The organism is Acidithiobacillus marinus (assembly GCF_002847505.1).
GTDB lineage: Bacteria > Pseudomonadota > Gammaproteobacteria > Acidithiobacillales > Acidithiobacillaceae > Acidithiobacillus > Acidithiobacillus marinus.
In genome coordinates this window covers 1-20,698 of the sequence record NZ_MXAV01000047.1, presented here as the reverse complement: position 1 = coordinate 20,698, position 20,698 = coordinate 1, and the positions used below count along the sequence as shown (strand labels likewise).

General features: G+C 53.8%; 19 protein-coding genes. 8 read left to right on the top strand and 11 right to left on the bottom strand.

Annotation, left to right across the window (positions count from 1 at the left end; genetic code table 11):
• The 4 genes from B1757_RS12820 to B1757_RS12805 all read right to left on the bottom strand — a co-directional run.
• Window positions 1–358: helix-turn-helix domain-containing protein (locus tag B1757_RS12820; RefSeq protein WP_143484267.1), on the bottom strand; the 358-nt coding region annotated here is incomplete at its 3' end.
• 44 nt (window positions 359–402) lie between these two features.
• On the bottom strand, window positions 403–864 hold the full coding sequence (locus B1757_RS12815; RefSeq protein ID WP_253253862.1) for an alkaline phosphatase family protein: 462 nt from the start codon (window positions 862–864) through the stop codon (window positions 403–405).
• 27 nt (window positions 865–891) lie between these two features.
• Entirely contained in the window at window positions 892–1,290 is a 399-nt protein-coding gene (locus B1757_RS12810; RefSeq protein WP_101538685.1) for an ExbD/TolR family protein, read from the bottom strand.
• Window positions 1,290–1,973: a MotA/TolQ/ExbB proton channel family protein gene (locus tag B1757_RS12805; protein ID WP_101538684.1), complete on the bottom strand. Its 684-nt coding sequence runs from the start codon at window positions 1,971–1,973 to the stop codon at window positions 1,290–1,292. Before B1757_RS12805 ends, B1757_RS12810 begins: the two co-directional genes overlap by 1 nt.
• 488 nt (window positions 1,974–2,461) lie before the next feature.
• On the opposite strand from B1757_RS12805, the gene B1757_RS12800 reads away from it, so the two are divergent.
• Together B1757_RS12800 and B1757_RS12795 are read left to right on the top strand one after the other, a co-directional pair.
• A complete protein-coding gene (locus tag B1757_RS12800) occupies window positions 2,462–2,728 on the top strand; it encodes a superinfection immunity protein (protein WP_101538683.1) in 267 nt (88 codons plus the stop codon).
• A 194-nt stretch (window positions 2,729–2,922) separates the two neighbouring features.
• On the top strand, window positions 2,923–3,438 hold the full coding sequence (locus tag B1757_RS12795) for an AAA family ATPase (RefSeq protein WP_101538682.1): 516 nt from the start codon (window positions 2,923–2,925) through the stop codon (window positions 3,436–3,438).
• Window positions 3,439–3,450: 12 nt separating this feature from the next.
• Here the strand turns inward: B1757_RS12795 and B1757_RS12790 are convergent, their stop codons facing one another.
• Window positions 3,451–4,452 carry a cation diffusion facilitator family transporter gene (locus B1757_RS12790; RefSeq protein WP_438263628.1) on the bottom strand — a complete coding sequence of 334 codons (1,002 nt, stop codon included), beginning with the start codon at window positions 4,450–4,452 and terminating at the stop codon, window positions 3,451–3,453.
• 157 nt (window positions 4,453–4,609) lie between these two features.
• Between B1757_RS12790 and B1757_RS12785 the strand changes: the two genes are divergently transcribed.
• Both B1757_RS12785 and B1757_RS12780 read left to right on the top strand, forming a co-directional pair.
• Window positions 4,610–4,963 (top strand): tetratricopeptide repeat protein, encoded by a 354-nt coding sequence (locus B1757_RS12785; RefSeq protein ID WP_101538688.1) that lies wholly within the window; start codon window positions 4,610–4,612, stop codon window positions 4,961–4,963.
• A 62-nt stretch (window positions 4,964–5,025) separates the two neighbouring features.
• Window positions 5,026–5,760, top strand: a complete 735-nt coding sequence (locus B1757_RS12780; RefSeq protein ID WP_253253861.1) for a DUF481 domain-containing protein — start codon at window positions 5,026–5,028, stop codon at window positions 5,758–5,760.
• On the opposite strand, the gene B1757_RS12775 is transcribed toward B1757_RS12780, so the two are convergent.
• On the bottom strand, window positions 5,757–7,163 hold the full coding sequence (locus B1757_RS12775) for an FGGY-family carbohydrate kinase (protein WP_101538680.1): 1,407 nt from the start codon (window positions 7,161–7,163) through the stop codon (window positions 5,757–5,759). The two genes, B1757_RS12780 and B1757_RS12775, sit on opposite strands and share 4 nt — an antisense overlap.
• 11 nt (window positions 7,164–7,174) lie before the next feature.
• Entirely contained in the window at window positions 7,175–7,600 is a 426-nt protein-coding gene (gene queF / locus B1757_RS12770; protein WP_101538679.1) for a preQ(1) synthase, read from the bottom strand.
• A gap of 61 nt (window positions 7,601–7,661) precedes the next feature.
• Between queF and smc the strand changes: the two genes are divergently transcribed.
• The gene (smc, locus tag B1757_RS12765; RefSeq protein WP_101538678.1) at window positions 7,662–11,120 is read left to right on the top strand and encodes a chromosome segregation protein SMC; all 3,459 of its coding nucleotides are present in this window, start codon (window positions 7,662–7,664) and stop codon (window positions 11,118–11,120) included.
• On the opposite strand, the gene B1757_RS12760 is transcribed toward smc, so the two are convergent.
• From B1757_RS12760 to B1757_RS12750, 3 genes are all read right to left on the bottom strand, one after another.
• Window positions 11,100–13,325: a CPBP family intramembrane glutamic endopeptidase gene (locus tag B1757_RS12760; RefSeq protein ID WP_101538677.1), complete on the bottom strand. Its 2,226-nt coding sequence runs from the start codon at window positions 13,323–13,325 to the stop codon at window positions 11,100–11,102. The genes smc and B1757_RS12760 overlap by 21 nt on opposite strands.
• Window positions 13,322–14,053, bottom strand: a complete 732-nt coding sequence (locus B1757_RS12755) for an ABC transporter ATP-binding protein (RefSeq protein ID WP_101538676.1) — start codon at window positions 14,051–14,053, stop codon at window positions 13,322–13,324. The genes B1757_RS12760 and B1757_RS12755 overlap by 4 nt, the downstream gene beginning before the upstream one ends.
• Before the next feature lie 145 nt (window positions 14,054–14,198).
• Window positions 14,199–14,873, bottom strand: a complete 675-nt coding sequence (locus tag B1757_RS12750) for a histidinol-phosphatase (RefSeq protein WP_101538675.1) — start codon at window positions 14,871–14,873, stop codon at window positions 14,199–14,201.
• 80 nt (window positions 14,874–14,953) lie between these two features.
• On the opposite strand from B1757_RS12750, the gene ligA reads away from it, so the two are divergent.
• Together ligA and B1757_RS12740 are read left to right on the top strand one after the other, a co-directional pair.
• Complete coding sequence (gene ligA / locus B1757_RS12745; protein ID WP_101538687.1) at window positions 14,954–16,990, top strand: NAD-dependent DNA ligase LigA; 2,037 nt, start codon at window positions 14,954–14,956, stop codon at window positions 16,988–16,990.
• Between the two features lie 80 nt (window positions 16,991–17,070).
• Window positions 17,071–17,667, top strand: a complete 597-nt coding sequence (locus B1757_RS12740) for an OmpA family protein (RefSeq protein ID WP_253253860.1) — start codon at window positions 17,071–17,073, stop codon at window positions 17,665–17,667.
• A gap of 50 nt (window positions 17,668–17,717) precedes the next feature.
• On the opposite strand, the gene B1757_RS12735 is transcribed toward B1757_RS12740, so the two are convergent.
• On the bottom strand, window positions 17,718–19,391 hold the full coding sequence (locus B1757_RS12735; protein WP_101538674.1) for an ArnT family glycosyltransferase: 1,674 nt from the start codon (window positions 19,389–19,391) through the stop codon (window positions 17,718–17,720).
• Window positions 19,392–19,717: 326 nt separating this feature from the next.
• Between B1757_RS12735 and B1757_RS12730 the strand changes: the two genes are divergently transcribed.
• The coding region (locus B1757_RS12730; protein ID WP_253253859.1) for a penicillin-binding transpeptidase domain-containing protein at window positions 19,718–20,698 on the top strand (981 nt) is incomplete at its 3' end.

Below are 20,698 nucleotides of genomic sequence, written 5' to 3'. Positions count from 1 at the left end.
GGTAAATAGTCTCATGAGAGACGTGCCACTGTTTGTCTTCGGGATAGTCCATCCGCAACCTCCCCGCTATCTGCTCCGGTGACCACTTCCTTTGCAGAATAGCGTGTGTCACCGCGAGGGTTAAAGGCGAACCTTCAGTCAACTTCCTGACTCCCTTGCGTCGGCGCCTCTGCGCTTCTTCCCGACCGCATACGGCGTCATAGGTCTCTTCCACACGACCGCGCTGAATCTCCCGACTGATCGTGCTAGGGCTTCGGCCCAACTGCCTGGCAATGCCACGAATACTCAGCCCCTGATTCAATCCACGCTGTATCTGGTTTCGCTGATCGGGCATCAATTGCCTGTATTTTCTGGCCATCTCTCACCTCCGTCTGCCTTCGACCAGAGGTGTTGCACTTCATTTTAGAGCGCTCCGGGTATATCTTGCCTCTCAAAATATCCCATTGTCATATCAGTTTTATTCAATGGCCAGGCATTCATCAGGCCGCCGGCAATAGCACCATGCTGAGAAGCCCAGCTATGATCAAGATCTTGAATAAATTGAGCCGAAGTTTTTTGTGTATTCAAATGAAAAGGAAGAATATATTTACTCGGGTCGTTCATTCGACCCTGGAACCATACAGGCTTTCCGCCTGGTAATGTCAGCGGAAATCGATCATTATATCCTCTTACACCATTGAGTTGGCCAAAATAATGGTCAAATGAACGATTTTCCTGCATAAATACAACTATATGTTCAACATCTTCCAGTGTTCCAGAACGATTCATTGCGGGCAACATGGCAGCACGTGCTACTGAATTTCCTAGAAAAGCAGTCAGAGATATTCCGGCTCCTATGCCTTTTAAAAACTCTCTTCGTTTCATGAAGTTCACCTTAAAAGTAAAATAAATTCAAGAGCTTTTCGTGGCAATGCCGATGTCACTGACCCCTGCTTTCTGGCAACGGTCCATGACATGAATGAAATCCTGAAACGGCACGCCCTTGTCGGCAGCAATGGTGATCTGGGTTTTGCCGGGATCGCCATCACTGGCGAGCATTTGCTGCAGGCCATCCAGATCATAGTGATGCCCTTTCACATTCACCGAACCATCTTTCTCGATATTGATGGTGAAGTGGGGACGCGGCAGACTCTGGGCCTCGCTGGATGTCGGTAACTGCAGATTCAGTCCCTTGTCGGGAATCATCTGCAGGGTGATCATAATGAAAAACACTAGCAGGAAGAGCATGATGTCGATCATCGGGATGATTTCGACCCGCCCCTTTTTCTGCTCGAAGTAGCGCCTTTCCATTATCCCGCCCTCGCCACCGGCACGGCTTCGGCATTGGGGTGACCTTCACCATCAAAAGTCACGACCGGTTGACCATCCATGCGGTTGATGAGCATGGTTTTCACCGAATCCAGTTGCAGCAGAATCATGCGCACCTGATTGTTGAAGGCGTTGAAGGTCAGCAGTCCAAGCATGGCAATGAACAGACCGGAAGCGGTGGATACCAGGGCATCCGCTACCCCACCCGTCACTTCCATGGGGGCATGACCAGGTTTGGCCAGGACCGAGAAGGCATGGAACATGCCGATGATGGTGCCGAACAAGCCCAGCAGCGGGGCCAGAGTAATAATGGTGTCCAGCAGCCAGAGGCGGCGGTCGAGCTTCGGGGCAATGACCAGCACACTTTCTTCCAGACGGCTGGCCAGGGCCTCACCCTTGACCTGACCACTATGGGCAGCGGCGCTGCGCAGCAGGGCGGCTTCCGGCAAATCGCCGGCGTCTTCGGCCAAGGTACTCAGAGAGTCCCGATCCAGGCGACCATGGCGCCCCAATTCCTGGACAAACACCAGGCCACGCAGAATCGTGCGCCGCAAATACCAAAAGCGATCCACCATCACCGCCAGTTCCACCAGCAGCATCAGGCCCAGAATGTACAAAACCCCGTCCGAATAGTTGGCGAGGTGAATAAGATATTGCAGGCTCATAAAATGATTGGCTCCATATCGTGGTGCGCTTGAAATGGCATGGCAATAGGAGAGGGAATGAGGCACATGGGATTAGTACAAGCGGAAGCTGGCCCCCATCCGAACAACAGGTTTCGGAAATCGAGGCGATGGTTATTACCTACAGCTTTGTCTTGCGGTGCTGCGTATTGCATGGGCTATCCTCTATCCATTCCTTGCATACGCTCGCTGCAAGGATAGTTCGTAGAGTTCTATACCTTTAGTGGCAGATACGTTAACAGATGAATGTGACAGTAATGCGACAATTTGATGACAAACTTATTTCAAGGCGATTGTTTTTCATTTATCATGAAAAAAACAATAAAAACAGATTGTTGAATATGTATTGAATATTCTTATGGATAATTATTATAAAATGATGGTTTGCTCATGAGCGGAGTGGTCATTGCATGTTCCCCTCACGAATGAAATGACGATATAATCAGGCATTCATGCTGTGGAGGCGCTCCGTGTTGCGTTGGATGACGAACAGCACTACCGGGTTTGTTGTACTGCTGATCATCGCTGTTATCGTGCTACTGGGAGTTTATTTGTTGCCGACTCTATTGGCATGGTTGTTGGCTTGTCCGCAAAGCATGAAAATCATGTTGCTCAATGTGTTTTTGGGATGGACCATACTTGCCTGGATTGTAGCGTTAATCTGGGCTTTGGTTACCGCACAGGATGAAGGATTTGATGATGATGTGCCGAAAAGGCAGGAGCCCTGGCTGCGCTAGTCATTGATGGTAAATCGTTATAAAAATTATTTTAAGCCGAATTTATTGTTTCACTATGTTTCCATGCAAGTAATTTAGATAGAGACTGATGCGCGACCCTGATCTTGCTGGCGTTGCAGACAGTATGCCTGCTGCGCTACTTCTGGCTGCTGGCGGATTGACAAGGGTGATAGTGCTGAAAAAGGAATGTGTTGATGAGTGAATTATCTCCATCAAGCGGTCAGCAGGATTTTCCGCTGATCATTTTTACGGTGGGTACAGCAGCTTCGGGTAAAAGCTCCTGGGCAGAGGCTATGCGCTCCCGCCATCCCTCCTTGCGCATCGGCATCCTCGAAAGAGACATGATTCGGGTAGAACTGTTTGAGGCGGAAGCGGACAAGCCATTTTCCTGGACGGACTGGAATCCGGCCTTGGAAAACAAGGTGCAATGGTTATGGGAACAACGTGTGCAGGAACTGGCTAGAAAATGTGATGCCCTGATTCTGGGCGATACGCACCTGGATGTCGGAGAATTGCGTAAAAAAGTTATCTGGTTGCGTGAGTTGGGCGCCAAGGAATTTACCTTGCACTATTTTCCAGCCTTGCCGCTCACTGATTTATTGCGTCGCGATCAGAGTAGAATTCATCCCGTGGGAGGTGAAGCCCTGCGCGAGCATCTCAAGAAAATAGCCCCGGAAGAGCATTACTGGGCAGCTATTGAGGGGGATTGAGGCGGACAGTCTTTATACTTTCTGCTCTGGTTCAAGTGCGCAAGGATGCTCCACATCTCCGGTTTCCACCTGAAGGGTGGGATGCACGATGGCGAACTGTTGTTGAAGGGCTGTCGCAACCTCTGTCAGAAAAGCATCCCCTGGAAAACCCTGGGGCATAACCAGATGTACAGTGAGGGCTGTTTCTGTGGTGCTCATGGCCCAGATGTGCAGGTCATGAACGGCGGCTACTTCGGGCAGGTGAAGCAGGTATTGACGCACTGCATCAATATTGATGTTATCTGGGACGCCATGTAGAACCAGTCGTGCTGCTTCTTTCAACAAGGACCAGGTGGCCAGAATGATGAGTACACTAATCACCAGACTGGTCACCGAGTCTAGCCAGTACCAATGCAGAAACAGCATCAGGATACCGGCAAACACTACTCCGATAGAGATCAGCGCATCTCCGGCCATGTGTAAAAAGGCTGCCTTGATATTGAGATCACCCTTTCGACCCGACATGAAGAGAAGGGCTGTGATCGTGTTGACAAGTACTCCCAGGGCAGCAATGAAGATCACTATGCGACCATTTACTGGCCCCGGATGCACTAAACGTTCAATGGCCTCCCAGGCAATTCCACCGGTTATTACCAGCAGAAGCAGCGAGTTAGAGAGGGCCGCCAAAATAGAGCTACTACGTAAGCCATAGGTGTAGCGCTGGGTGGGCGGACGGATGGCCAGGGCGCTGGCTCCCCATGCCATAATCAAACCAAGCACATCACTGAGGTTGTGCCCGGCATCGGCGAGCAAGGCCAGAGAGTGACCCAAGACACCAAAAACGGCTTCCGCTACGACAAAAAGCACATTCAGCGCTATACCGATGGAAAAAGCCCGACCGAAACTTTTCGGGGCATGATGATGTCCATGATGATGTCCCGAGTGGCTGTGCTTTTGGTTATCGTGTCCGTGATGATGAGGACAGGTGCCGGGGGTGTCGTGGAGGTGTTCTGCCGATATCGGTGCTTCGCTCAAGGGTATGTTCTCTGAATAGACTATTACCCTTCACAAGGATAGGGAAAAAGCTTAGTCTGGTCAACGATAGTCAAGATGGATATTGAGGTTGACTGTGAAAAATGCTGGAAAATTTATGGTGCTATGTGGGGTGTTATTGATCCTGCCGGCGACGGCGATGGCAGCTGAGAAAGTCGCCTCGAACCCTGCCGCAACCGTAACTCCCCAATTGCTCGCCAAGTGGATGGCCGGAGCGCAAAATGGTTACGGTCCGGATCAATATCGGCTGGGACTCGCCTATGCCGCAGGCGATGGCGTCCCCCAAAACTTTCATGAAGCTGCTCATTGGTGGCGCAAGGGCGCTGAGAACATTAACCCCCAGGCGGAATTGATGCTGGGCGAGGCCTATGCTCACGGTTGGGGGGTTCCTCGCAATATCGACAAGGCGATTCACTGGTGGAAGGCTGCCGCCCGCTTTGGTACTCCCGAAGTGGCCCAACGTGCACAACTTTTACTGGATTCAGCTGTTTAATTTTTCGATCAAAAAGGTGATTTTTGTATTTATTTCCAAAAAAAGTGATCAGTTCTGTAACGTTGACGTCAGCTTTATTATTACCCCTGGTGGCCAGGGCGGGCATTCCTGATGTGAGTCCGTCTGTGATTGGCAAAAGCGAATTTGCTAAAAAACCGGAATGGTCGGGCAGCGTTGGGCTGGGTTTCAGCAGTAGTACAGGAACCAGTCAGTCTTTGAATCTGAATACGGATGATAAGCTGCTATGGCACCGTGGGCCTTGGGCAAACCAGAGTCGACTGCTTTATAATTATGCAACATCTCAAGGAGAGGTGAGCGCAGACCGCCTGGATGTCAACAATCAGACCCGCTATGATTTTGCGCTTAATCAATACATATTCGGTAATCTCAATTATCACCGCAATCATTTTGACGGATACTATTTTCGGGCTGAAGAAACGCTGGGATATGGTCATTTTTTTGTGCTGAATCGGGTGTCCAATCTACGCTTGGAAGCCGGTGCCGGTGTGCGGCAGTCCCATCTGATTGGAGGTGATTTCAGCACGCATCCCATTGCGCAACTTTACGGAAAATATCTCTGGCAGTTCAGTCCTCATGCTCATTTGTCGGAAGCAGTGGATGCCATTCTGGCGGATAATGGCGCGAATACCTATAACTCGATTTTGGCTCTGACCAGCCCTTTATATGGGCCATTAAATCTGCGCCTGGCTTTTATAGCTACCTATAACACCAAGGTGCAACCGGGTTACAAGCCGTTGAATACGCTGACCACTATCAATCTGGCCTACGAATTTTAGGTGCTGAAACGCGTAAACATCTCTTGGAACTGTTGAACCTGCGGGGCATAGCGTTCCACCGCTTCGTTTTCCGGATAAAACATCTGCCCTGACGGAATATCGGCCTGTTCCAGGGCAGCCACACCCCCCAGGTCAGCGCTCGCAGCCAGTAGCGCTGCACCTCGGGCCGGATCGGCGTCATGGAGAATCTCTACCGGCCGATTCAATACATGGGAACGCATCTGCATCCACGCATGGTTGCGTGTGCCGCCGCCGACGCTGCGGATGTGGCCACAGATTTTTCCGCCCGCAGTTTCCATAAGGGCATAGGACCAGGCTTCTATGTAACACAGTCCCTCCAGAAGGGCCTGAAAATTGTGAGCATTGGCCTCGGCTGGAAGTGCGCTGCCCGGCCAGTCTGGCGCTCGAATCGGAAAGCGTTCTCCTGTCGTGAGCAAGGGATAGAGCATTTGGCCCGTAGGGTATTCCGGTTGCAAGGCCGGTTCCAGGTCCGTCATTTGCTCAGGTTGAAAAATCCGCAAAAGCGCCCCTGCCCCGGCATTGGAGGCTGCCCCCGGCAGGCAGAAATCACCCAGATAATGACTGTACAAGCCCCGGGTGTTCAGTGGGGTGGGGTGAACGAACTTGAAGGCCAAGGAAGAACCCAGGCTGGTCAGGGCCTTTCCGGGAGAGTTCAAGCCCGCTGCCAGCGCTGCGGCAACACTGTCCGTACAACCGGCACGGACTTCCACCGGAGTCGTCATTCCCAGCCGTTCCGCCCATTGCGGCTGAACTCGACCGAGGGTGCTGCCTTCCACTACGGCGTGAGGCAGAATAGCCGGATCAATGTCCCATGTTTCCAGGACGCGCAGTAATGCTGCAGGATAAGCTCGGGTTTGCGGATCAAGACCGATTTTCAGCAGGTTGCCCCGGTCGGCAATGCCCCCCTTTCCGGTCAATTGCGCCGCCACCCAATCGGCCTGATGTTGTACAAAGCGGGTTTGCTGGAAGTCGGCATGATGCAGTCGTAACCACAAGAGTTTGCTCAGAGAACTGGAGGGTGAAAGGCAGACGCCACCTGCGGGCCATTGTTGCTGGAGCCAGTCGGCCTCTGCTACGGCACGTTGATCGGAATAAGCCAGTGCCGGTCCCAAAGCCTGACCCCGCTGATTGCAGAGCAGCAGGGTGCCTGAGGTACCATCCAGACTCATGGCGCGCAAGGCGGCCCAACCCCGGGGATGGGCCAGACGCAACTGCCGGGTCAGTTGCTCCAGTCCCGACAACCAGGTCTGACTGTCCGTGAAGTTTTCAGGGGGATGACCGGGATAGGGCAGGGCGACACTGGCCAGTTGATGCAGGTGGTCATCGAGGAGTACACCGCGCAGGCCGGATGTGCCGAGATCCACCCCCAGGTAGGTAGGCATCTGTAATGGTTTCAGTAGCCGGGTTGCTGGCGGGTCCAGTGGACGACCGGTAACTGGGACAGGATTTCGGGATTTTCCCAGCCCGGCTGGCGATGCTCGATGAGCAGATCGGTACTGATGCCGCCGCGCACATACCAACGCCCCAGAAGACGCAAGTAGCGCGGCTGGATGAGCTGGATGATGTCGTCAGCAATCCGGTTGCTCATGGCTTCATGAAAGGCGCCTTCGTCGCGGAAACTCCAGAGATACAGCTTCAGGGATTTCAGTTCGACATTATACTCGCCGGGAATGAAATCCAGCAGGAAATGGGCAAAATCCGGTTGCCCGGTAAGGGGACAGAGACAGGTGAACTCCGGCATGTCCATGTGGACGACGTAATCTCTTTCCGGATGCGGGTTGGGAAAGCGTTCCAGAGCTTTGCTGGGTTGACTGGGCATGGCTTAATCCTCATCATCAAAGTTTCGACAGCTCGGTATATTACCTCAAAAAAGACCGTTCATGCGCCTCTCGGCCATCATTCTGCAAGGCTTCAAGTCTTTCCGCGAAAATACCCGTATCCAGATCAATGCCAATCCGGTAGTGATTGTCGGGCCCAATGGTTGTGGCAAGTCCAACACCGTGGATGCCTTGCGCTGGGTGCTGGGCGAATCATCCGCCCGGCAGTTGCGCGGTGGCACCCTGAGTGATGTCATCTCCAATGGCGGTGGCAGTCGTCCGGCGGCCGCCCAGGCTAGTGTGGAACTGCGCTTTGATAATAGTGATGGCAGTGCCCCGGGTGCTTTCGCCGAGGTGGCTGAAATCAGTGTCAAACGCAGTCTGGACCGGAAAGGTGACGGGCATTACCGGATCAATGGCGCGCGCTGCCGGCGCCGCGATGTGGGGGATCTGTTTCTGGGCACGGGTCTCGGCAGCAGCGCCTATGCCATTGTCGAGCAGGGGACCATTGGCCGCATCATCGAAGCCCGCCCCGATGATCTGCGCGCCATGCTGGAAGAAGCCGGAGGAATCAGTCGCTACAAGGAAAGACGGCGGGAAACGGCGCAACGCATGGTGGAAACCCGGGAGCATCTGCAACGTCTGCGCGATATTCACGGTGAAATGGACGGACGCTGGCAACGCCTGCAGCAACAGGCAGAAGCGGCGCGAAAACTCCGTGCCTTGCGGGTGGAAGAACGCCAGTGGCAATGGTGGAGCGTGGCCGCACGTGTGCAGGAACTGGAAAGTGAAGTCCAGGGCTTGATTCTGCGCCGCGATGTTGCGCTGGGCCAGCAGCAAAGCCTGGATGAACAACGCCTGCAGGTGGAGAAGCAACTGGAGCATTTGCGCGAAGCGGCGCGCGGCGTTCAGGAAAAGTTGAGCGCTGCCCAGGCGGATTTGTACACCGTGCAGGCTGAACTCAGTGAAGCCGAACACCAGTTCAAGGAAAGCGCAGGGCATATTCAAAGAGCGCAGACCGATTTGACGCAACTGGGTCAGCAACAGCAAAAAATCCAGCAGGAAAGACAACGCCAACAGGAGAGCGAAACCCGGCGTCAGGAGCAGTTGCAGGCTTTGCTGGAGGGGCAGGAGCGTCTGACCCAGGAAGAAGAACAGACTCGCAAGGCGCGGCAGGCGGCGGAGCGGCAGGCGGAAGAGCAGGAACAATTGCGCCAGCAGGCGCAGCAAAATGTGGCAGATTTACGCCGGAAAAAAGAAGTTCTGCTGGCGCAACTCCGCGAACTGGAACCGCGCGTACAGGATATGGATCAGCGTCTGAGCCGTCTTGCCCAGAGTATTCCCTCGGAACGCCCGGCTCTGGAAGCCGCCGAGCTACGGGTTCAGCAACTGGACGAAGCCCTGCTTACCGTCAACGCGCGCCTGACCAGCTTGCGCAAGACCGCAGAGCAACAACAGGAGCGGCAACAACAGTTACGCGAACCCCGCGAGCAAGCCCAAAGCGCGGTTCAGGAATATCGCGCACGGCAGAAGGCCCTGAGCAGTCTTTTGCAACGTCTGCAAAAATCCCGTCCTGAAACGCTTCCTGGTCAGATGGCTTTGATGGACTGTCTGCAGGTGCAAAAAGGTTGGGAAACCGCCCTGGAACGGGTGCTGCAGACTCGCCTGTTCGCGAGGGTGAACCCTGCGGGAGATGCTACAGAGCCTTCCGCGACAACGCTGTGGGAATCTTCCGCACGGCTCGACACGGTTGCCGCCGATGCTTTGTTGCAAGTGTTGGATATTCCCGATAACTTGCAGGCTGGGGTACAGGACTGGCTGCGCGGTTTGCGTACTGCCCCAGATTTGTCGACAGCGCTATCCCGGCGCCAGCAGTTGCAGACCGGAGAAGCCTGGATTACGCCCCAGGGCGTCATTGTCTATCCCTTGGCCGTGGTTTTTCCCGAACAGGAAGATGCGGCCAGCCTGCTGCAATGCCGCCGCGAGCTGGAAGAAAATGAACAGGAGCTGGCGGCTGCCGAAACCCAAGCACTGGCTACACAAGCGGCCCTGAATGAAGCAGAAAGCACGTTGCGCAATGTTCAGCTGTCCTTGCGGGAAAAGGAACAGGAAGCGCAAAAGGCCGCACGGGAATTGGCGCGAGAACGGGAACTGCTGGTGCGTTTGCGCAGTCGCGTCGAAACGGAAGAACGGCAACGGTCCGAGCGCCAGTCCGAAGAGCAGCGTCTGGAGGCCGAAAAAGCCGAAATTTTGGCGCGTCTGAGTCAGTTGCGCCAATCTCTGTCCGCTGAAGAAGCACACTGGAGTCAAGAGGAGCAGGCCCTGCGCGCCACCCAGCAAGCGGCTGAAGTGGACAAGCGCCGCGTGCAGGAATTGCGCACGGCCTTTGGGCGGTTGCGGGAGCAACGTCAGCAACAGGCCTTGCAGATTCAAAAATTGCAGACCGAATCCGTGGCGGCGCAGCAACGTCGGGATGATCTGCAGCAACAGGAACAACATCTTGCGCTTTCCAGATCCAGCAAGCACCAGGATCTGGAACGACTGCAACAACAACTGCCGGGTCTGCAGGCCAACCAAGCGCGTATTCAGGCGCGTCGGGAGACTCAACGGGCGGCTGTGCAAGATCAGCAGAATTTTACCCAGACCTTGGATCAGCAGATTCGCAGTCTGGAACAGCAACGCCATCCTCTGGAAACCCAACTACGCGATCTCCAGAAAAATCTGGCGCTGACCGAACAGGAAATGGTGGCAGTGCAGGTGCGTCTGGAAGAAAATGCTCTGCGCGCCGCAGAACTGGCGCAGCAGCTCGGTGAAAATCCCGGGCCCTGCCCTGACCCCGGCGCATTAGTGGAACAGCAGGAGCGCATTGCCCGGGCTATTCAGCGTCTGGGTAATGTCAATCTGGCGGCCGAAGAAGAACTGCAGGAGCTGGAAGAGCGCCGGGGTAATTTATTGGCGCAGATGGAGGATGTCGAAAGCGCTCTGAACAGCCTGGAAGAAGCCATGGCGGCCATGGATCAGGAAACCATCGCCCGTTTTGGGGACACCTTGCAAAAAGTCAATCAGGAATTGCAGGTTCTCTTTGCTATTCTTTTTGGTGGCGGTCAGGCAGCGCTCAGTTTGCTGGGAGACGATTTGCTGGATGCGGGCCTGGTGTTGCGCGCGCAACCACCCGGAAAACGTAATGCGAGCCTGCAGCAATTATCGGGCGGCGAGAAAGCTTTGACCGCCATCGCTCTGGTGTTTGCCCTGTTTCGCCTGAATCCCGCGCCTTTCTGTGTACTCGATGAAGTGGACGCTCCCCTGGACGATGCCAATGTCGGCCGTTTCTGCCATCTGGTTCAGGAAATGGCGGCGCAAACCCAGTTTTTGATCGTGACCCACCGTAATTTGACCATGCAGGTCGGGGAACAACTCATCGGTGTAACCATGACCGAGCCCGGCATTTCCCGCATTGTTCCCGTCAGCGTAGCCGCAACCCTGGCTGCAACTGAGAAATCATCAGTGCCAGAGCAGCAATAAAAATCCACTGCTGTTCCAGAGCATGTGCAACAGTATTCCCGGCCAGAGGGACCGATAACGGATGCGCAGAAAAATCAATGCCGCCGCCAATAAGGCAATAATAATCAGAGAGGGTGGATAGTGAAACTGCTCAACCTTGCTGGGTATGTGGGCGAGGATAAACAGCAGGCTCACAAAAATTGCGGACCAGATGACTGAAAAGCGGCGGCGCAAGCCGGTATAAATGGCGCCCCGAAAAATGATTTCTTCAGCAAAGGGGGCAATGACGATCAAAAGTAGTAAAACCACATAGTGGGTGAATCCAGTGCCTTTCAGTCCTTCGAAAAGACCTAGGGAACGGGGATTCAGGTGGTGGGGCGGCGGAATAAACTGAAATAGCAGATGCGCGATCAGCCCGAGACCCAGAGCCAGCAAAATGGCCAGCCCATAGCCTGAGGGACGGGATGGTGCGCACCAGGCCAAACCATTGTTTTTGGCGCTGCGCCAGGCGGTTTTAGGAAAGGTGCGCAACAGAAAAAACAATACCGCCAGTACAGATAGGCTATAACCGAGAATGTCAAGCCAAATGCGCAATGGGCTACTGATAGTATGGAAGGCTTTTTGCTCAACCAGATGGGGAATTTTTTCGTGGAGAGCGGCGTAATGGATGCCTAATTGTATGCCGAGTACAAAGTCCCTTAGCATGACAATGATTATGGCAATCATGGCCTGGCCCAGGAAAAATGCGAGAAACAGTAGTAAGGCGGACCAGGGTCCCCAGCGCAAGTAGAGGGATTTGTGCGGGATGGGACTATTCCCCGCTATGGGCGCTGACTGCGGGATGCCTTGTAAAAGCGGAACGTTTTTACCCGTATAGTGTGTGAGATTCCAGTCACTATTTTGCAATTTGCGGCGCGCCAGAAAGGCGGCAAGGCCTGCACTGAGTAGTGCCAGAATCAATAACACGCCTGTTCCACGGAGATGAAAGGGCACATGAATGAGATGGCGATAAAACCAGTAATGAGTAGTGCGCGCGACCATCAATGCATCAAGGAAATAAGAAAGTATTACGGTAACTTGCTGCCAGATTCCCGTGATTCCCAGTCCGATGACGCCCATGGGTGCCCAGGCCATGACCAGTATGCCACTGTACAATATCCACAAAATCATGCTGATTTGTAGGGCAGGATAGCCTAGATAAATAAGTATCAAAGCAGGCCAGAACAGTAGTGCCAGAGCCAGCAAGCTGGTATGGGCGGCATAGTTTTTCAGGATTTGCGTGCTGACCTGCCCGTGGTTGCCGCCAAAACGGCCTGTCAGCATCAGATATTGCCAGTCAAATACTCGCAGTGGCCAGGCCCCCCAGGTCATTACCGGGATCAAAAAAAGCACCGGGAAAAATGGTAAAAGGGCGGGCAGATGCACTGCACCCAAGCGCAGATATTCCAGTCCAAATATCAGCAGTGGGATGAGGGGTTGGATCAACAGAACCGCCGGTATCCCCAGAGGGCGTCGCGCCGTGTCAAGGATGGGACTATGCCAGGAGCCCGGCATCCAGTGCCAGAAAGAATCCCAGGCCATCCCACGGAGGCAAAATTCCCTGGGAAAATGCAAGAGCGCTTTCCCGTATTCCTGCCACTCCCGTGGGGTTTTTCCCATCAAGAGAGCGATGAGCAGCAGCAGGACCGTTCCCAGCGTCCAATCCAGAAAACCCGGTATGGCCAGAAAAGCCTTTCTGGCGGGGGCAAAATACAGCACCGGATAGATGGTCAGCAGGGGAAAAATCTGCCAGGCCTTGCGATCTTCTCTGCGATAGCCTCCAAGGCCCAAGAACAGGGCAAATATCGCGGCCCAGAAAGCAATATAGGTGCTGAACAGATAAGCCTCGGGAACTACGATAGGGATATGCAGTAGTTCGACAAAAAAAAGCGCCATGATGGCGAACAGCAGAACAAAAAACAGACTTCTGGATTGCCGGCGAAAGTCGGGGAGCAGGCGTAACAGGTCTTCGGAAATTAGACGCCAGTAGTGAAACAGGAAGCCGGAGACCATGAAAAAAAATGCTAACCCTAATAGGGGAAAAAAGACATTTACGGCGTGAGGATGATTGCTTTTAAGCGCAAAAACACCCGCTGAACCCGCCAAAAAAAAACCAACGCCCGCAAAGAGGTTCAGATTATTCTGAAACAGCAGGCGCGGATGCAGACAGCGCCAGATGCCGGTCATGACACCTCCCGGGTCAGTTCCAGAAAGCGGGTTTCGGTTTCTCCGGGCTGTAAGGTCTGACGGGGCCAGTCTGCCAGCATCCGGCCATGATGCAGTACCAAAAACCGTGAGCAGATGCGTTCCAGATCGGAAACAATGTGGGAGGACAGTAATACGGCAGCTTCCCGCTCCTGCACATGCTCATGGAGCAGGCTGAGAAAATCCTGACGGGCCTGTGGGTCCAACTGGGAAACCGGTTCATCGAGCAGCAGCACTCGGGGGCGGTGGCGCATGGCCAGCACAATAGCCAGGCGTTGCCGTTGCCCACCGGAAAGTTCCTGGACCTTTTTCGCAGGATCGAGGCTTGCCCAGTCTTCCAGTTTTTTCCAGTACCGATCTGCGGCGGGATAAAAACCGGCAATCAGGTCGAGAAGTTGGTGCACCCGCAACCAGGAAAATCCCGAAAATTCCTGGGGAACGTAGCCAGTTTGAATGCGCCTTTGAACATCCAGTTGGGCAACATTTTGCCCCATTATTTGGATGGCCCCGTGATTGGGCAGAACAAGGCCAGTCAGGCAGGTGAGGAGGGTGCTCTTACCCGCCCCATTGGGCCCCAGTAAGGCTACAATTTGGGCAGCCGGTAATTCAAGACTGATATTCTGGAGGATGGCGGTTTGCCCGTAGCTTTTACTGATATCTTTGCACAGTAATAAGGGACAGTTCTGTGCAGGATTCTCCAGGTTCGACATTGCGGCTCCTGAACCGGTTATTACCGATTATGACCCTCTTTGTTATTTAAGCTATCACAGAAATATGACAGTTTTATGAACTTCCGACACCTATATCAAAGGATTGGCAAGAGGGTCGATCAGGAACGCATTTTTCGCATGGAGATCACGCGTCATACAGAGAAAGAACAGGCCAGCCTTGGGCCTCCGCATGGGCTTGCAAGCGCTGGTCAGGATTGACCGCCACAGGATTCTCAACGGTTTCCAGCAACGGCAGATCATTATAGGAGTCGCTGTAAAAAGTGCTGCCCTGCAGACTTTGCTGCCAGTCGTGACCTTGTTCCTGCAACCAGTGGCGGAGACGTTCGATTTTGCCTGCTTGAAAACAGGGCGTGCCGACGGTTTTTCCGGTAAAGTCGCCGGCCGCATTTTCTTCAATTTCGGTCGCCAGTAAATGCTCAATACCGAATTCTTCCGCAATGGGCGCTGTGACAAAACGATTTGTCGCAGTAATGATGACCAGCTGATCGCCTTGTTGGCGATGATCTTCCACCAGTGCCCGGGCTCGGTTGGAAATCATGGGTAAAACCCGTTCCTGAAGATATTCCCGGTGCCAGGCATCCAGTTGGGCGCGGGGATGGGCAGTCAATGGCGTCAGTTGGAAATCCAGAAAAGCCCGAATATCCAGTTTGCCCGCCACATAATCGGCATAAAACTGGTCGTTGCGCCGGTTGAATTGTTCGGCATCGACAATGCCGCGACTTCCCAGAAATTCCATCCAGGCGTGGTCGGAATCGCCCGTCAGCAGGGTGTTATCCAGGTCAAAGAGGGTCAGCGCCATTTTTTCTCCGTCAGATTAGGGGTGTCGGTATGGATTATACCAGAAAGGGCAATTGGGATATGCTCGCCACAGCATTCACGATGGGCAATTTGAAGGAGTTTACGGTGGCATCGGCGCATGAAAAAGATCGGGAACGGATGATGCATTTACGGGCGCAATTGACAGATGCCAATGCCGCTTATTATCAGAAAGATGCCCCCACTCTCAGTGACGCTGAATATGACAGTCTTCTGCGGGAATTGCAGCAACTCGAAGCGCAGTATCCGCAATGGCAAAGCCCTGATTCCCCCACCCAACGGGTAGGCGCTGCGCCGCTCAGTCAGTTTGCCGAGATCCATTATCAGGTGCCCATGACCTCTCTGGATAATGTGTTTGATGCTGCGGGTTTTACCGACTGGTTGGCACGGGTACACAAGGGTTTGGGTCGGGAGCAGGTCAGTTTGAGTGCTGAACCCAAATTTGACGGTCTTTCGGTCAATATCCGCTATGAACATGGACAACTGCTGCAGGCGGGAACCCGTGGAGATGGGCAGACCGGCGAAGAGGTCACCGCCAATGTCCGGAGTATTCGTAATGTTCCTTTACAGCTGCAAGGGAATAACTGGCCGGATATTCTGGAGGTGCGGGGGGAGGTGGTTATTCCGGTGGCGGCTTTTGCGCGTCTGAATACCGAACGGCTGCGTCAGAACGAAAACCCGTTTGCAAATCCGCGCAATGCGGCGGCAGGAAGTTTGCGGCAACTGGACTCGCGGATCAGCGCCCAAAGACCTTTGGCTTTTTTTCCCTGGGGCTGGGGAGAGGTTCAGGCGCCGCTGGCGCCCACGCATCTTGAAGTAATGTCTAAGCTGTCGGAATGGGGATTTGAAGTGACTCCTTACCTGAAGAATGTGGGTGATCTCTCTGAATGCGACGAATATTATCAGGAAATGCAGAATCAACGTGAACAAATGCCCTTTGAAATAGACGGCCTGGTGTTCAAGGTCAACGCTTTAGAAGAGCGGGAACAACTGGGTTTTACCGCGCGGGCGCCGCGCTGGGCGATTGCTTATAAATTCCCGGCCCATGAAGAAAAAACCGTGGTTGAAGATATTCTCGCTTCCGTGGGCCGGACCGGAGTCATCACCCCGGTGGCTCAGTTGCGCCCGGTGCAAGTAGGAGGGGTGATGGTCAGTCGCGCCAGCCTGCATAATCAGGATGAGGTGGAGCGCAAGGATATCCGGGTCGGTGATACGGTATTGGTGCGTCGGGCGGGCGATGTGATTCCCGAAGTGGTCATGGTGATACTCGACGCCAGACCTGAGCATACCCAACCCTGGCAGATGCCCGCGCGCTGTCCGGTGTGCGGGTCGGAAGTGTTGCGCCTCAGCCACGAGGCTGCCCATCGTTGTATGGGGGGTATTTATTGTCCGGCACAACAGATGGGAGCCATCAGCCACTTCGCCTCGCGCAAGGCCATGGATATCCGGGGCTTGGGTGAAAAGTTGATTAGTCAGCTGGTGGAAAGGGAGATTGTTAAAACCGTCGCGGATATTTACCGGCTGGATGAGCCCGTTCTCTGTGATCTGGAACGCATGGCACAGAAATCAGCCCAGAATCTGCTCGCTGAAATCGCTACTTCCCGCGACACGCAGCTGTGGCGCTTTTTGTATGCCCTGGGCATTCGTCAAGTCGGGGAAACCACGGCGAAGGCTCTGGCCACTCATTTCGGGGATCTGGACCCGCTGATGGCCGCTGACATGGAACAGCTTCAGCATATTCCCGATGTGGGGCCGATCGTTGCCGAAGCGGTGCTGCATTTTTTTGCCCAGCCCCATAACCAGGAAGTAATTGCCGCTCTGCGCGCCGCCGGTCTGCACTGGGAGAAAGTGACGCCCAAAAGTGCCGGTCATTTGCTCGGGCGCATTTTTGTCTTGAGCGGAACGCTTCCCCATTTAACCCGGGAAGAGGCCAAATCCCGTATTGAAACCGCTGGCGGCAAGGTGAGCAGTTCAGTATCCGCCAAAACCGATTATCTGGTACTGGGTGCCGAAGCGGGTAGTAAAGCGGAAAAGGCGGCAAAATTGGGGATCAAGACGCTGGATGAAGAGCAATTGCTGGAGCTTCTGGGGATGGAATGACGGACAAACATTAAATCTAGTTTGAAACTTGGGGGCGAGACGGCGGTCACAGATCTCAATGTTTAACTGGAGAGAAAACCATGCCGCTTATCCTTAACCGCCCATCCATGCTGAAATCCTTATGGTTGCTGTTTCCGGCCAGCCTGCTGCTGGCTGGCTGTGCCCAGGAAGTCTCGCCTAGCCCGGTTGCCCGGGTACAAGCTCCCGCCCCTATGGCGCCTCTGCCTACCCGGAGTTATCAGGCACCCAAAGTGGAAAGCAAAAACATCAATGGACCATTAGGCGGAAGCAACCGCTATTTATCCGATGCGGAACTGGCTGCCTTGCCCACTCATCTGCGCGTTCATTTTGCGACCAACAGCAGTCAGGTCAATGGGCATGGTCGTCACATTGCTCTGGATAATGCCCGCTTTCTGCTGAAATTTCCCCATGTGGATGTGCGCCTGGAAGGTAACTGCGACCAGCGCGGTACCCAGGAATATAATCTGGCGCTGGGTAACCGCCGTGCCGAAGCCGTCGCCCGCCTTCTGGAAGCGGATGGCGTATCTGCCCGCAGAATCCAGATGGTTTCTTTCGGCAAGGATAATCTCTTGTGTTACGCCAATGATCCCCAATGTTGGCAGCGCAACCGGCGCGTGGATTTTGTCTATCATGCCGTATTAGCACCGCAACATTGAATATGTCCATAACCTGCACCCTTAAGGAAAGGCTGGCTGGATAGAGGCTTTTATCTGGATACTGCCACAGTTGCTCGGCTGATCCGCAGCAACGTCAGATTTTCGTGATTATATAATTCGTAACTGACATAGATGGTCTGAATCGTCAGATTATTGGGTAAACGACTGCGCATGCTGTGTACTTCCCGACTGGGCAAGACCAGATACAAGGGAGCGGGATTATTCCGCAGAATGTGCAGCAATTCGTCGATTTGTTTGGGGCGATGCAGAACCATGTTGCCGCGTCCGGCATAAAACAGGAAATTGGGCTGAAACCAATGCCAGGCCGCAATACTATAGGGCTTTCCATCTTGATACTGGCGGATTTTTTCGCCCATGAACGCTGAAGGCTTGAGTACATTCAAGGCGGGCTCGGTGTAGGTCATAAGGCAGAAAGTGAGGGCAGCAGCCCCGAGGGTGAGGGTGCTGAGCCAACGCCCGATTTGCCCTTTCCAGACCCAGAGCATGGCTATCAGGGCGGATAGGACGTAGGGTAGCCCCAGGTAATACAGAGAACCCAGGGGCGGGATTTGAGCCGGAATAATCAAGGCACCCGCAATCACCAGAGCCATTCCCACCAGAAAGAGCGCAGCCAAAGATCCATACAGACCTGAACGCTGCAGCGGTTTTTCCCCGGTGAGTGCTTGATGGAGGCGAACGCCAAGAAACATGAACAGGGGCGGATAAGCTTCCCAGACGTAATTGGGCAGCTTGGTGGCGGATATACTGAAAAAAATCACCCAGACCAACAGCCAGCTGAGCAGAAAAGTCTCTACGGGATGCTCTTGAATCAGTTGCCGACGTTTCAACCAGAGTAGTCGCAATGCCTGGGGCAGAAAAATGGACCATGGCAGAAGAGCGAGAGGAATGGTCAACAGGTAATAAAAGAATGGTCCGCGATGTCCCTGCATTTCCGCATTGTAGCGGCTGATATTGGCGCGCAGCAGAAAACCCAGGTCCCAGCGCCAATGGGTTTCCACCCCCACGGCCACGTACCAGGGCAGGGCGATGAGTAAAAACAGAGGCAATCCCCATTGCAGCCGCCCTTCTTTCCACAAATAGGGGAGGTTCCCGCGCAGCAACAAAAAGACGACGATAATCAATCCGGGGATTAGAAAGCCGATGGGTCCCTCATCCAGCGTCGCCAGGGCCATGGCCGCATAGCTGAGCAATATACTGATCGTGCGTTCATCCGGAAACTGATAGGCCCGCAAGTAACTGATCAGGCTCATACTGACAAAAAGGATCAGTAACGGGTCAGGCACCGCCGCCCTGAATATGATTTGACTGTGCAAAATGGTGGCTGCTATCAGACCCGTCAGCAGGGCCGGTCCGGGGCCGATCAAACGCTGCGTGGACATGGTCAGATACAGAATGAACAGCGCCCCCACCAGCACCGAGCCCATCCGCAGCCCCCAGCTGTTCATGCCAAAAAGCTCTACTCCGCCCCACATCAGCCAGTAATTCAGGGCTGGCTTGGCGACCCGCAAGGTCCCGTTAAACAGGGGCACGACAAAATTATGCTGGGCAAACATTTCCTTGAGTGCCTGAGCGTTATTGGGCTCATCAATATCCCAGAGGCTACCGCTGCCACTGTGATAGGCAAACAGGGCCAACGCACCCAGAAAAAGCAGGCTACATAAAAAATAAAAACGCGCAGTGTTCAGAGGTTGCTTGACAGCCATAAAAACAGGCGGACTCCATGAAAACGAATTTTGCGCTAAATATCATAACAAAAACCGGAGCGGGGTGATCTATTCTCTACCAGTATTCCTTGAGCTCTGGTTTATCCACTACCTTGCTGATGACTGACATGAAAAGACCGGGAACTTTCAGAAGACTTACATATCATATTAGACTTATGCAGCAAAATATGGCTTATCCCTCTCGTCCTGCTACCAGCTGTAGCAGCTTATGAGTCCAGAACGTGTCTCCCACGTTGCTGGCAGTGATGTGCTATGCGTCTATTCAGGTAGGTAGATCGATTGCTTGTTTGTGAAAGGCTTTATTCATGAACCGACCGGAGAAGTATCTTCCGGCAGGTCGTGCACGTCTGGTTGTTGGGGTTCTCCTCCTGACTTTTGTGCTCATGCTGCTGCGCGATATGTATCTCCAACTGATGGATACCTCCACATTACGCCAGCAAGGACAAATGCGTTATCTGCAATCCGTTCCTTTACCTGCCAGTCGAGGCATTATTACCGCCCGTAACGGGCAAGCCCTGGCAGTGAACGTGCATGCAGTGACCATCTGGGTGGATCCGGCCATTCTCGACAAACACCGTGCTGAGTGGGCTGTACTTAGCCAGGTTTTGCATTTGTCCCGGGCGGCTTTTGCCAGACGAGTTGCCAGCGGCGGGGCGGATTATGCTTATATCGAACGCCAGGTGGCCCCCAGCGTCGGGAAAACCGTACAACATCTGCAAGTGCCGGGGATTTATGTGCAGAATACCAGCAGAACCTATTATCCTCTCGGGGCAGTCACGACAGGCTTATTGGGACTGGTGGACGAAGCACATCAGGGATCTTCGGGCCTGGAACGAGGCTATAACGCCTGGCTCAGAGCGCGCCCTGGCCGGGAGTTGGCGCTGGTGGATGGTCATGGACAAATTGTCCATGTGGCCAAGGTGCAGGGTCTGGCCCATTTTGGTCATGCCTTGCAGCTGACCATCAATCCCCAGATGCAGTACTGGGCATATATCACTTTGGCGCGTTCACTGCACCATTTCCATGCCAAAGACGGTTCTGCGGTGGTTATGAATGTGCATACCGGGCAGATTCTCGCCATGGTCAGCGCACCCAGCTGTAATCCCAACGCCTTGGGTGCTTGTACGAATCCTGGTGATTACACCAATAATGCGGTACATCAAGCCTTTGAGCCGGGTTCTGTTATGAAACCCTTTGCTGTGGCAGCGGCGCTCGCCAGTCATAGTGTGCAACCCAATGCCCGCTTCAATGTGTTTCATCCTTTGATGGTGGATGGATATGCCATT

Coding starts and splice junctions, on each gene's coding strand:
- B1757_RS12815 (WP_253253862.1), bottom strand. CDS start 864: ATGAAACGAAGAGAGTTTTTAAAAGGCATAGGAGCCGGAATATCTCTG.
- B1757_RS12810 (WP_101538685.1), bottom strand. CDS start 1,290: ATGGAAAGGCGCTACTTCGAGCAGAAAAAGGGGCGGGTCGAAATCATC.
- B1757_RS12805 (WP_101538684.1), bottom strand. CDS start 1,973: ATGAGCCTGCAATATCTTATTCACCTCGCCAACTATTCGGACGGGGTT.
- B1757_RS12795 (WP_101538682.1), top strand. CDS start 2,923: ATGAGTGAATTATCTCCATCAAGCGGTCAGCAGGATTTTCCGCTGATC.
- B1757_RS12785 (WP_101538688.1), top strand. CDS start 4,610: ATGGCAGCTGAGAAAGTCGCCTCGAACCCTGCCGCAACCGTAACTCCC.
- B1757_RS12775 (WP_101538680.1), bottom strand. CDS start 7,163: ATGCCTACCTACCTGGGGGTGGATCTCGGCACATCCGGCCTGCGCGGT.
- queF (WP_101538679.1), bottom strand. CDS start 7,600: ATGCCCAGTCAACCCAGCAAAGCTCTGGAACGCTTTCCCAACCCGCAT.
- smc (WP_101538678.1), top strand. CDS start 7,662: ATGCGCCTCTCGGCCATCATTCTGCAAGGCTTCAAGTCTTTCCGCGAA.
- B1757_RS12760 (WP_101538677.1), bottom strand. CDS start 13,325: ATGACCGGCATCTGGCGCTGTCTGCATCCGCGCCTGCTGTTTCAGAAT.
- B1757_RS12755 (WP_101538676.1), bottom strand. CDS start 14,053: ATGTCGAACCTGGAGAATCCTGCACAGAACTGTCCCTTATTACTGTGC.
- B1757_RS12750 (WP_101538675.1), bottom strand. CDS start 14,873: ATGGCGCTGACCCTCTTTGACCTGGATAACACCCTGCTGACGGGCGAT.
- ligA (WP_101538687.1), top strand. CDS start 14,954: ATGGGCAATTTGAAGGAGTTTACGGTGGCATCGGCGCATGAAAAAGAT.
- B1757_RS12740 (WP_253253860.1), top strand. CDS start 17,071: ATGCCGCTTATCCTTAACCGCCCATCCATGCTGAAATCCTTATGGTTG.
- B1757_RS12735 (WP_101538674.1), bottom strand. CDS start 19,391: ATGGCTGTCAAGCAACCTCTGAACACTGCGCGTTTTTATTTTTTATGT.